The organism is Dysgonomonas massiliensis (assembly GCF_900240225.1).
Classification (GTDB): Bacteria; Bacteroidota; Bacteroidia; order Bacteroidales; family Dysgonomonadaceae; genus Dysgonomonas; species Dysgonomonas massiliensis.
Genome location: NZ_OEPV01000015.1, coordinates 69,193 through 81,562, shown reverse-complemented (window position 1 = coordinate 81,562; position 12,370 = coordinate 69,193). Strand labels below are relative to the sequence as shown.

At 36.7% G+C, this 12,370-nt stretch carries 11 protein-coding genes and 1 rRNA gene; 10 read left to right on the top strand and 2 right to left on the bottom strand.

What is annotated here, in order from left to right; genetic code table 11:
* The 9 genes from rrf to C1A06_RS14315 form a co-directional block, all read left to right on the top strand.
* Window positions 1-88: ribosomal RNA gene (gene rrf, locus C1A06_RS14355) — 5S ribosomal RNA — on the top strand; the annotation flags it as partial.
* Between the two features lie 186 nt (window positions 89-274).
* Window positions 275-535 (top strand): DUF2089 family protein, encoded by a 261-nt coding sequence (locus C1A06_RS14350; protein WP_101690835.1) that lies wholly within the window; start codon window positions 275-277, stop codon window positions 533-535.
* On the top strand, window positions 528-1,121 hold the full coding sequence (locus C1A06_RS14345; protein ID WP_101690834.1) for a YIP1 family protein: 594 nt from the start codon (window positions 528-530) through the stop codon (window positions 1,119-1,121). The genes C1A06_RS14350 and C1A06_RS14345 overlap by 8 nt, the downstream gene beginning before the upstream one ends.
* Window positions 1,122-1,210: 89 nt before the next feature.
* Window positions 1,211-2,533, top strand: a complete 1,323-nt coding sequence (locus C1A06_RS14340; RefSeq protein WP_221405688.1) for an alpha/beta hydrolase family protein — start codon at window positions 1,211-1,213, stop codon at window positions 2,531-2,533.
* A 59-nt stretch (window positions 2,534-2,592) separates the two neighbouring features.
* Window positions 2,593-3,357, top strand: coding sequence for a glycosyltransferase family 2 protein (locus tag C1A06_RS14335; RefSeq protein ID WP_101690832.1), 765 nt, complete (start codon window positions 2,593-2,595; stop codon window positions 3,355-3,357).
* A gap of 148 nt (window positions 3,358-3,505) precedes the next feature.
* The gene (gyrB, locus tag C1A06_RS14330) at window positions 3,506-5,461 is read left to right on the top strand and encodes a DNA topoisomerase (ATP-hydrolyzing) subunit B (RefSeq protein ID WP_101690831.1); all 1,956 of its coding nucleotides are present in this window, start codon (window positions 3,506-3,508) and stop codon (window positions 5,459-5,461) included.
* Between the two features lie 114 nt (window positions 5,462-5,575).
* Window positions 5,576-6,571 (top strand): M28 family peptidase, encoded by a 996-nt coding sequence (locus C1A06_RS14325; RefSeq protein WP_101690830.1) that lies wholly within the window; start codon window positions 5,576-5,578, stop codon window positions 6,569-6,571.
* A gap of 10 nt (window positions 6,572-6,581) precedes the next feature.
* Window positions 6,582-7,007: a SufE family protein gene (locus tag C1A06_RS14320; protein ID WP_101690829.1), complete on the top strand. Its 426-nt coding sequence runs from the start codon at window positions 6,582-6,584 to the stop codon at window positions 7,005-7,007.
* A 72-nt stretch (window positions 7,008-7,079) separates the two neighbouring features.
* A complete protein-coding gene (locus C1A06_RS14315) occupies window positions 7,080-7,529 on the top strand; it encodes a hypothetical protein (RefSeq protein ID WP_145996420.1) in 450 nt (149 codons plus the stop codon).
* Here the strand turns inward: C1A06_RS14315 and C1A06_RS14310 are convergent.
* Window positions 7,507-8,151: a thiamine diphosphokinase gene (locus tag C1A06_RS14310; protein WP_101690827.1), complete on the bottom strand. Its 645-nt coding sequence runs from the start codon at window positions 8,149-8,151 to the stop codon at window positions 7,507-7,509. The genes C1A06_RS14315 and C1A06_RS14310 overlap by 23 nt on opposite strands.
* A gap of 237 nt (window positions 8,152-8,388) precedes the next feature.
* Between C1A06_RS14310 and nspC the strand changes: the two genes are divergently transcribed.
* On the top strand, window positions 8,389-9,531 hold the full coding sequence (gene nspC, locus C1A06_RS14305) for a carboxynorspermidine decarboxylase (RefSeq protein ID WP_101690826.1): 1,143 nt from the start codon (window positions 8,389-8,391) through the stop codon (window positions 9,529-9,531).
* A gap of 226 nt (window positions 9,532-9,757) precedes the next feature.
* On the opposite strand, the gene C1A06_RS14300 is transcribed toward nspC, so the two are convergent.
* Window positions 9,758-12,334, bottom strand: coding sequence for a DUF5686 and carboxypeptidase-like regulatory domain-containing protein (locus C1A06_RS14300; RefSeq protein ID WP_101690825.1), 2,577 nt, complete (start codon window positions 12,332-12,334; stop codon window positions 9,758-9,760).
* Window positions 12,335-12,370: the final 36 nt, after the last annotated feature.

Sequence of the window (12,370 nt, the reverse complement as noted above, 5' to 3'; positions counted from 1 at the left end):
CCACCTCTTCCCATTCCGAACAGAGAAGTTAAGCCCAATAGCGTCGATGGTACTGCCCTACAGGTGGGAGAGTAGATAGCCGCCAATTTTACCTGAGGAGGTCATTAGTTTATACTAGTGACCTCCTCTTTTTTATTTGTCAGATATGTACTGATATCTAATATTGCCCTGTTTTGGTTTAATAATATTGATTTCATGTTTAATAATATTAATATTTTATTTGATTTATTGAAAAATATTCTTAAGTTTGTGATAAATCGTAATATCTAGAACTATGTTACCTTGTTATTGCCCAAGCTGCATGAAACAGCTGAATGTGAAAAGTCTCAAATGCGAGAACTGCCAGACTGAAGTGATCGGAAATTATGAACTGCCTGTATTGGCTAGACTTACTCAGAGTGAGCAAGATTTTATACTGAAGTTTGTTAGAAATAGTGGAAGTTTGAAAGAAATGGCGAAAGAGCTTGATCTGAGCTATCCTACTGTAAGAAACCTATTGAATGATCTAATCGATAAACTTAATACCTATGAATAATATTGCAAAAGCTTTGATTAATCCTTTTGATCGGATAGCAGGATGGAAATCTTTTTTTATTGGGATTGCTATTGTTGTTGCAACAGTAGTTGTAGGTTGGCAATCCTCTATTTGTTTCAGAGGTGCATTAGATGCTAAAACTGTTTATGAGCTTGATTTCGACTGGGCTTTATACTGCCAATTCATTTCATTGGCAGCATTAGTAGGTGTGTTTTATTTAGCTGCTTTGCTATTCGCTCGGGGAACACGTTTTCAAGATATCTTAGGTACTATAACTTTTTCTCGTTTCCCTTATTTGTTCATTGCCTTGCTAGGATTTTTATCAACTGATGCTGAGCTTGCTGAGATGAATCAAGTTGTTTCGAGTGGAAATGTGAGTGAACTACTCAGTTATCTTACAACTAATATCAAGCAAATCTTATTACCTATATTGATGATCCCTTTTCTTATATGGTCAATTGTTTTATTATACAATGCATTTAGGGTGTCAACCGGCCTAAAAGGAGCTAAGTGTGGAGTGGTATTTACGACCTCTCTCATTCTAGCTGAAATTATATCGTTGATCTTTATATTCTTGATGAAATAGTAGCGTTGTGTGTAACGATTTGGATTGATATTATGAAAAAGATTTATTTTATATTATTGCTTATATTGATGTCAAATACTATTTGTTTGATGTCGCAAAACATTGTTGGCTCTTGGAGTGGCGAATTATCTGTTCAAGGTGCTAAATTGCCTATTGTCTTCAATGTAAAATCTGTGAATGATAGTTTAGTTGTCACGATGGATAGTCCAATGCAAGGTGCTAAGAATATTCCGACCACATACGCTAAATTCGAAAATAATCAGCTTTCTATAAAAGCTATTCAATTGATTTTGCAGTACGAAGGAGTTTTGCTAAACGATACGGTTATTGATGGAAATTTCACACAAGGAGGGGCTTCTTTACCTTTGAAATTAACTAAAGGAGCTGTGAAATTGAAACGTCCGCAAGAACCCTTACCTCCTTTCTCTTATAATTCTGAAGATATAGTTTTCAACAATGTTGTTGAAGGTTTTGAGTTAGCCGGAACTTTAACATTTCCACATGGGGATACAGCCTTTCCATCTGTCGTTTTAATCTCTGGTAGTGGATCTCAAAATAGAAATGAAGAGTTGTTTGAACATAAACCCTTTTTAGTTTTAGCCGATTATTTAACGAAGAATGGAATTGCCGTACTTCGGTTTGATGATCGTGGTGTTGGCCAATCAAAAGGAAAAGCGACGAATGCGACAACAAAAGACTTATCAACAGATGCTCGTTCGGCAATGCAATATCTTAAGACTCGTAAAGAGATTGATGTAAATAAAATAGGATTGATTGGGCACAGCGAAGGTGGTTGTATCGCTTTTATGTTAGCTGCCGAATCATGTGATGTCTCTTTTATTGTATCGATGGCTGGTGGCGCTATAAAAGGTGATAGTTTATTGAAAGAACAGCGTTATATGATGGGAATAGCATCTAGTCAGGATGTGAATATAATATCTAAAAATGAGGAACTTATTACTCAAGTCGAAGGATTTATAGAAGGAAAGACGCAACCAGAAATATTGAACGAAATAGATCGTTTTATTGATTCTTCGCTCATGCCTATTGCTTCAACAATGATGAGTATCAATTCTTCAACAAAAGATATGTTGAAGCGTGAGGTGCTGAAACTAACTTCACCTTGGATGCGATATTTTATGTCATATGATCCAGTTAATGATTTGCGGAAAATTAAATGCCCTGTTTTTGCAATTAATGGGAGTAAAGATTTGCAGGTAAAAGCATCTAGTAATTTGAGTAGTATCAAAGAGAATGTTCCACATGCTATTGTCAAAGAATATGAAGGTTTGAATCATTTGTTTCAAACGTGTAATACGGGGCTAATTAATGAATATGGTGAGATTGAAGAGACAGTTTCGCCTCAGGTTTTAAAAGATATTTCTGATTGGATAAATCAAGTTGTGAAATAGATAATTGCTGTTCAATTTAGTATTATATTTGCATTTTAAATATTCTATACTTAATACATATGCCAAAAATAACGGTAGTTACACCAACTTACAATTCTGAAAAGACAATAAAAGATACCCTGGAAGCATTGTTGAGACAAAGTTTTTCTGATTTCGAGTACATTGTTATAGATGGAGCTTCGAAGGATAATACAGTAAATATTATAGAAAGTTATCGTCAGAAATTTGCTGATAAAGGTGTGCCTATGACAATTGTAAGCGAACCCGACAAAGGTGTCTATGATGCAATGAATAAGGGCATAAATTTAGCAAAAGGAGAATTGATCGGGCTTAACAACTCAGATGATTGGTATGAAGATCGTACTTTAGAATTGGTTTGGGATCGATTCACACAGCCCGATATTGATAAAAATAATACCATGATCTATGGTGTAGAAAGAGTATGGAAAAATGATAAAGTTCAGTCATTGCAATGTCGCGGCGCAGATTTTATTAGCGAAGGTGTTATGCCTCATTGTACTTTTTTTGTTCCTAAAGCTGTTTATGAAGCGAATGGGGTATTTGATTTAAGTATTAGAATTCTTGCCGATCATGATTTTTTAAGCAGATGTTCAACAGAGGGTGTTAGGTTTGTTCGTTTAGATACGGTGCTCTCAAACTTTAGATTGGGAGGTCTCTCTTCATCCTCATATTTTGATTTCTATTTAGAATACTTTATGGTTCAGCGCAAGCGCAATTATATATCAGAGAAAGAATATAAACGAATCGTTTTTAAGCTTAAAGCTAAGCGATTTATAGAGAAAATATCCAAGACTTTCAAATGATTTGATCTTTGCGGAATGCAGATCGAAATGTTTAATTTGTAATAACTTTCAAGGGCTTAATTAGACTGTTTTTTACTATGAAAAATGGATAATTTTTAGTATCTTTGTTAGGTTTTACTTTTATGAAAAAGCATATAAAAATTTAAATATGACAGATAAACAAAGAGCGGCCAGCGAGAATTATTCGGCTGATAGTATTCAGGTACTAGAAGGGTTGGAAGCAGTACGTAAAAGACCCGCTATGTATATCGGAGATGTTGGTGAGAAAGGACTACACCACTTGGTATATGAGGTTGTTGATAACTCTATTGACGAAGCATTAGCAGGCTTTTGTGATGATATAAATGTTATTATTCATAAAGATAACTCGATAACAGTCAGCGATAACGGACGTGGTATTCCGGTTGACTTTCACGAGAAAGAACAAAAATCAGCCTTAGAGGTAGTATTGACAGTACTACACGCCGGAGGTAAATTTGATAAAGGTACTTATAAAGTATCCGGAGGTTTGCATGGTGTGGGTGTGTCGTGTGTGAACGCGTTGTCAATCCATTTGTCGGCTCTAGTACATCGTGGAGGAAAAATCTATGAAATGGATTTCTCGAAAGGTATTCCGACCACAAGCCTCGAAATAAAAGGAGATACAGATAAAACAGGGACAACAATTAATTTCCGTCCGGACGATTCAATATTTATTACAACAGAGTATAAATATGAAACACTGGCCTCTCGTTTGCGTGAATTAGCATTCTTGAACGCAGGGATCAAATTGACTCTGACTGACGAACGTGTTCAGAATGAAGACGGTACTTTCCGTTCAACAAGTTTCTATTCTGAAAAAGGTCTGGAAGAATTTGTTCGTTATATCGACTCATCAAAAGAAGCATTGATCGAAGATGTAATTCATATCGTAACAGAAAAACAAAATGTTCCGGTAGAAGTTGCAATGACATATAATACGACATACAATGAAAATGTATATTCGTATGTAAATAATATTCATACTATCGAAGGAGGTACTCACTTAACGGGTTTCCGTAGAGCACTTTCGCGTACATTGAAAAAGTATGCTGAAGATGCTAAATTACTTGATAAAGTAAAAGTTGAAATCAGTGGGGATGACTTCCGTGAAGGATTAACTGCTGTTATCTCTATTAAAGTTGCAGAACCTCAATTCGAAGGACAGACTAAAACCAAATTAGGTAATAATGAAGTTATTGGTGCTGTTGACCAAGCTGTAGGTGAAGCTTTGAATAACTATCTTGAAGAGCATCCGAAAGAAGCTAAGACTATTGTTGAGAAGGTTATACTTGCTGCTACGGCTCGTGCTGCAGCTCGTAAAGCTCGTGAGATGGTACAGCGTAAGTCTCCGTTAACAGGAGGCGGCTTACCAGGTAAACTAGCTGACTGCTCAAGCAAAGATGCTTCTATCTGTGAGATATTCCTTGTCGAAGGAGACTCGGCAGGTGGTACAGCCAAGCAAGGACGTGATCGTGGTTTCCAAGCTATATTACCTTTGCGTGGTAAAATTCTGAACGTAGAGAAAGCAATGCCGCATAAAGTGTTCGAAAGTGATGAAATCAAGAATATATATACAGCTCTTGGAGTTACAATCGGTACTGAAGAAGATACAAAAGCGTTGAATATCGATAAATTACGTTATCAAAAAATAGTGATCATGACCGATGCCGATGTGGATGGTAGCCACATTGCAACATTGATATTGACATTCTTCTTCCGCCACATGAAACCGCTTTTAGAGAAAGGTTACGTGTATATTGCTACACCTCCGTTGTATTTATTAAGAAAAGGTAAGAACGAAGAGTATTGCTGGGACGATCGTCAACGTCGTGCGTTTATTGATAAATATGCTGATGGGGATGAAAATGCAGTTCATACTCAACGATACAAAGGTCTTGGAGAGATGAATGCAGAGCAATTGTGGGATACAACAATGAATCCTGAACATAGAACGCTTCGTCAGGTAACGATAGATAATGCTGCAGAAGCAGATCATATCTTCTCGATGCTGATGGGTGAAGATGTTCCGCCTCGTCGTCAATTTATAGAAGAAAATGCTACTTATGCTAAGATTGATGCATAATTAACTATTAATAAGAATATGGAGAGGGGTTGCAGTATTTACTGTAGCCCCTTTTTTTATATCATTCTCGAAATTAAATTGTACTTTTGTACGATCTATCGAATAACTAAGATTATGAAATACTATAAGATATCAGTTTTATTTGTTCTGGCTACAATGTTGGCTTGCGCTTGTGGAAATAAGAGTAGTAAACCAGCAGCTCAAGTAGTCGAGTATCAGAAAGTATCTCCCGATTTTGATGCGGATAGTGCTTATCATTTCGTACAGAAACAGGTAGACTTTGGTCCTCGTGTTCCCAATACAAAAGAGCACATAGCTTGTGCCAATTATCTAGCTGAAACATTAAAGCGCTTCGGAGCAGAAGTTATAGAGCAGAAAGCAGTATTAACAGCTTATAATGGAACTAAGCTAAATGCTGTAAATATAATAGGAAGCTATAGCCCTGAGAAAAAGAATAGAGTGTTACTTTTCGCACACTGGGATTCGCGTCCATATGCTGATGCAGATGCTGATTCGAAGAATCACAATACGCCTATCGACGGAGCAAATGATGGAGCAAGTGGCGTCGGTGTATTGCTGGAAGTTGCCAGACAAATTCAGATAAAATCACCTGAAGTAGGTGTAGATATTATCTTTTTTGATGCTGAAGATTATGGAGTGCCTTCGTTTGCAGAAGCCATCAGTAGCGATAATTCTTGGTGCCTTGGATCGCAGTATTGGGCTGAGAATCCGCATGTGAAAGGATATAAAGCTAAATTCGGAATCTTATTAGATATGGTAGGAGCCAAAGATGCAACATTCTATCGTGATGCTGTTTCAAAGAGATATGCATCGAATGTTATCGAAAAAGTCTGGTCTACGGCTCGTCAACTTGGATATGGTAAATTCTTTATCAGTGCCAATGGAGGTTATATAATGGATGATCATGTTCCTGTAAATCAGGTTACCCGTATACCAAGTATTGATGTTTTGGACTATAAAATATCTGATACTCATGATGGATTTTTCCCTCATTGGCATACGATCAATGATACGATGGATAATATAGATAAAGAAACTCTGAAAGCTGTAGGTCAAACGGTTTTAGAGGTGATATATAAAGAAAAATAATTAATATAAAATGGCTACTATAAACGAAGTACAAGACGAGATCATTGAAGAATTTTCGATGTTCGATGATTGGATGGATCGTTATGCATTGCTTATCGATCTGGGTAATTCACTTGAAAAATTAGATGATAAGTATAAGGTTGAGAATAATTTGATCGAAGGTTGCCAAAGCCGTGTATGGCTACATGCCGAGATGAACGATGGCAAAATTGTTTTTCAAGCAGAAAGTGATGCAGTTATTGTTAAAGGAATCATTGCACTTTTAATACGTATTTTTTCAGGGCGTACACCAGATGAGATTCTGGAATCAGATCTTCATTTTGTCGAAAAAATAGGGCTTACAGAACATCTATCTCCAACTCGTTCGAACGGGCTTGTGTCGATGATCAAGCAAATCCGTTTCTATGCTATGGCTTTTAAAGCAAAAGGTAATTGATAGACAATGAATGTCTTTTTTCATGTTACGACAGCTATAGGTATAGTAGCAGTAGTCTCAGATACACTGAGAATGGACAACTCCAAAGCAACTATTGTACCATCTGTTTGTGCTTTTGTATTAGGCATAATAATACATGGGGTTATTGATTATATGCCGCATACATATCCTTTTCCTGCAAAGGTTGATGTGATATTGTCTCTTACTATAATTTTACTTGTGTTGTTACAGGCTAGACGTAGATATCGATTGATAGTAGCAATGTCTTTTCTAGGTTGTGTATTTCCTGATCTGGTAGATTTGTTGCCTGCAATTATCAGCAAAATTACGGGGTTAAATATTCCCTTATATGATAAAATATTTCCTTTTCATCAAAAGGATAATTCAGGTTCAATATTTGTAGGTACGAGTGTCGTTTCTGATGTAAATCACATTTCGGTATTGTTAGTAACTATACTGGTTATTTGGTGCAGAAATAGTGATTTTAAAAGGATTTTTATTAAAAAAGACGGTAAACTATAGTTCGTCCATCCGTGTCGATACCGAACTCATTGGATGTTGCTTCATTCAATGTCGCCTGCCACCAGCTATCAAAAATACGATTCTGGACGGCGTATAACAAATTGTGTGTTGTAATATGACATCGGTCTAAACAAAACATAGAAACCTGCTGCTTGGGATAGCATTCAAACGTAGAATTTTCTTTAATAGCAACAAATGATCCATGATTGGTAATCATTTCTACATCTGCATATTTCATGTATTCACTCAATAAGCTAATGTTACCTATAGTATGATCTTCACGTTTGCCCGTTGCACCTAATATTGTTATTTTAGTTCGACCTTGTTTGATACAGAAATTCACAGCTTTAGTCAGGTCATTTGTATCTTGTTCTTTCATCCGATGTATAATGTCTTTAAAACGCTCTTGATTGTATGGTGTTAGCGTGTCACAATCGCCAACTATAGCGTTTGGCAAAATATCTGTGTTATCCAGCAGATTGTTGATTGCACCATCGCAGCAAACTATATATTTAGCTTTATGCAAAACAGATAGTGGAATAGCATGAGTCGGAAAATCTCCTTTTGCTAGAATTACGGTCTCTGTATATTGATTTATTTGTGGTAGAAGATACTTTTTCATTAGTTCTAAAATTGTCGATTCGCAAAGTTACATTATTTTGGTTGATATGGATTGTCAGATGGAAAGTATCTGTCAAGGATAAAAGAAAACTTTATCAATATATTGAATAACTTGTGTGGTTAAGTAGTACGAATAAAAGTAAATATAAAAACTGTACACATCTGTTACCTTTGTTACTTTTTTCGTGTCAGAACTTTATCTAACTTTGTGTGTTATAATAAAAAACAGAAATAAACGATGATCGATATAAATCAAGTTCCTTCGCCTTGCTATGTAATCGAAGAAGAATTGTTAAGAAACAATTTAGCTCTGATTAAATCCGTGAAAGATCGTGCTGGTGTAAATATCATACTAGCATTCAAAGCTTTTGCTATGTGGAAAACATTTCCAATAGTACGTGAATATATTCCATATTCTACAGCTAGTTCTATATGGGAAGCCCAATTAGCATTCGAAGAAATGGGAAGTTTGGCACATACATTTTCTCCAGCATATACTGAAGAAAATTTCCCTACATTCATGAAATACAGCAGCCATATTACATTCAATTCGTTGGCTCAGTTCAAACGCTTCTACCCTGAGTCTCTGAAATATGATAAAAAGGTGTCTTGCGGTATACGTATTAATCCAGAATATTCGGAGGTAGGTACCGATTTGTATAACCCAACTATGCCCGGAACTCGCTTCGGAGTGACTGCAGATGCGTTGGCTGATGGCTTACCCGAAGGGGTTGAAGGATTGCATTTTCATACACTGTGCGAATCAGATTCGTATGATCTTGAAAAAACATTAGTACATGTAGAAGCTAAATTCGGACATTTGCTGTCACAAGTTAAATGGCTGAATATGGGTGGAGGCCATTTGATGACTCGTAAAGGTTACGATATTGAGCATCTAATAGGTCTGCTGAAAGATTTTAAGGCGAAATATCCGAATCTGGAGATAATAATGGAACCGGGTAGTGCATTTGCTTGGCAAACCGGAGTGCTGGTTTCTACAGTTATTGACGTTGTGGAAGATAAGGGAATTAAGACTGCTATTTTGGACGTGTCATTCTCGTGTCATATGCCAGACTGTTTAGAAATGCCATATAAGCCATATATTCGAGGAGCTCATCACGATCCTGTTGAAGGTCTTCCGACTTATCGTATGGGAGGAAATAGTTGCTTGAGTGGCGACTTTGTTGGTAGTTGGTCTTTTGATAAACCTCTAAAGATTGGAGATAAGATCATTTTCGAAGATATGATTCATTATACAGTAGTTAAAACTACGATGTTTAATGGGGTTTATCATCCATCATTGGCCATGTGGACTCGTAATGGGAAGTTGAATATGCTTCGTGAATTTAGCTACGAAGATTATCGCGATCGGATGAGCTAATTAAATTGTCACATCTTGGCAATAAACAGATCCAATATTCGTTTATAGTGTATAAAACGAATTGCCAATGAAGAAAGACATTACGCCCAAAATGTTGAATGTGGAAAATGAAAAGGTTGTCGCACCATCACTATCCACACTCAATTATCTTAAAGAATTTGCTCGAGCGTACTATTCTGATAAGAAAGTTAAAGAGCCTTTCAATAGCATTATACTTAATTGATTGCTAGAAAGTAAACTCTACTGAAATACGCACTCCTTGTTTTTTGACTCCCGGATTGTCTCTATAATTGAGACGACGTACATAGTCGATACGAAGGAAGCTTAAGATATTTTCGACCCCTATATTGTATTCGATATAGGGTTTGTTTTTTGCTTCAAAAGCATTGTCTGGAAATCTTAGGTGCTTGTCGTGAAGTAAGGGGTTATTGCGATCGCTTAGTTCTCCATAGACACCTCTGATACCAATGATTTCTCTGATATTAAGCATTCTTAATAGTGGAATACGATTGAATATCAAGCCTCCCATGCGATAGTCTAGCGAGAATGCAACTTGTTGATCATGTATGAATTCCAAAGGATCTAACAGATAAAAGCTACCTTTTTGTATCGTATAAGAGCTATTGGCACTTGGAGTCAATAATAGAGGGAAAGGAGCTTGTCCCCATAGCTTTTGTGCTTCTACATTGACTATTATTTTACCAAATTTAGCTATCCAAAATCGTCTTTCCATTGATAGAGATAGCTTGTTGTACGAGTATTGACTTCCGATCAGTCCTTTGGCTGAGGTGGCTAACGACAGATCAACACTATATCCTGGTGAAGGGATACTGTAGCGTGAACGTTGATATTGCATGATTTTTTCATTCGGAGCATAGCGGATACCAACTGTCATTTCAGTGCCTCTGATACTTTTCTGTGGAGTTAGTTCTCCTGCATCATTTATGTATTCGAACTTCAGTTTACCCGCAGGCCTTTCATCAAATATATTAGCTCCCACACGATGAGAAAATCCGCTATAGTATTCTTTTTCCCAATTGATGATTGACTCGCGCTTGTAGGTCATTTTGACATTCTTAGTAGATCTAAGAGCTGTCATTATATTGTCCCTCTCTCTGTCTTGTTTGAATTTCTGGCCAAGTTCGCTTACATCATATCTGTAACCGACCTTAAGATTGTCCTTTGGAAATTCATCTTTATTATTCGGCTGTTTTTTGAAAGCCCAAGTAGCTTCACCGTAATACTTAAATTTATGATCTCTTAGACCATAAGCTCCGTAAGCATATAAGAACAGATGTCTATTGAAACGAGGTGTTGTGCGAGCCGTAAGGCGTAATCTGTTTCCTTCTACAGAGTTGTAACTGTATGCCGATAACGCACTACCTATATCTATTTTATTGCGATCGCCTTTTCTGGTAGGAAAATATCCTCCATTAAAGATAAAGCGAGCTGTATTCATGATTCCTTTCAAGATACCAATATCCATAACATCGTCAAGCATATCGTCTACCCGATAATCAATCTGATGTGTGGGAGGTCGATTGGTAAACCAGAAATCCAGAGGTCGATCATTAAAGCCTTTTGCATATGTGATCGGAGCCTCTTTTTCGAATATTAAATTATCCGTAGGGGAGCTTACTGTATAATTATGATATACCCGACTTTTTGAAACGTATGCTTTAAAGTTGCCATACCACGAAAGGTCTATAGCCATTTCGTGCCTTAATGGGGCCCATTTATTATCAGCTATTTCTTCGAAAGTATGGATTAGAATCATCTCGTCAACGAAGTTCATATTCATCTTTGTCGGAGCTCGCATGACTGCTTTTTTTACTGCGTAACGGTCGTCGTTAGTGATAAGGAGATTACCAGTAAAACCGATATCGCGTGTGTTGAATGGTACGAATGCCAGATTGATACAGCTTTGATTGTCTACCATAATAGTATCGACAATATACCAGCGGAAGAAACTTACAGCTCGTTGATCGCTTAATGGGCTGACAAACTCGTGGAGTAATAATGTCATCGAGTTATCATATATCGACACATCTTTGAATATTTCGTTCAGAGCGGCATCCAGGCCTTCAATTTCTAAAGCTACATCAATACCGGATTCCGTATGACCAGTTACTATTTTTTTCTCGCTTTTAGGCGATTTGCGGTAGTATTTCTCACTGCTTGTTTCGCGTAATGAAATTGGTAAGATAGGTTTATTGTCTATCTCTGATGTTACCATATAATTGGGCAAGAACTTGAAGTTCTTGAACAGAGCAGCATCAGGTTTAAAGTCATTCAGAGCAAATAGTAGCTGCTCGTATTCTTTGCATTGCACGTAATCGGCAGATTGTATGTAGTTCTTCTCTTTATTTGCAATGACCTTTTGTATAAGTTCAACGGCTGGATTATTCTTCTTCGAATACTTCTCCTTCTTGGGTTTGATTACTACATCCTTTAGAGTCTTTCCTTTATTGGCTAGTAGGACGGTTTTATCGGTAGTTCTGCCTGCTGGTATCTTGAACCTTTTTGTTTCGTATCCTATGAACGAAATCAGGACATCGGTATATCCTTTGGAGTTGCTAACTGAGAAAGTTCCATCTTCTTTAGAGAATACACCAATATTTGTTTTTTCAAATTGGATAGTAACATAAGGCAAGACCTCTTGAGTAATAGAGTCTTTAACTATACCTTTGAATATTGTATTCTGAGCACTAAGATTGATGGTGAGTAGGATGAAGAATGTAAATAAGAACAGACTTCTTCTTGAGCTAATAATATTGTGTGTATTAAAGTTCCTAAAATTCATTAAACTACAATTGGTAGGTTTGCAAGAAAAAAAACA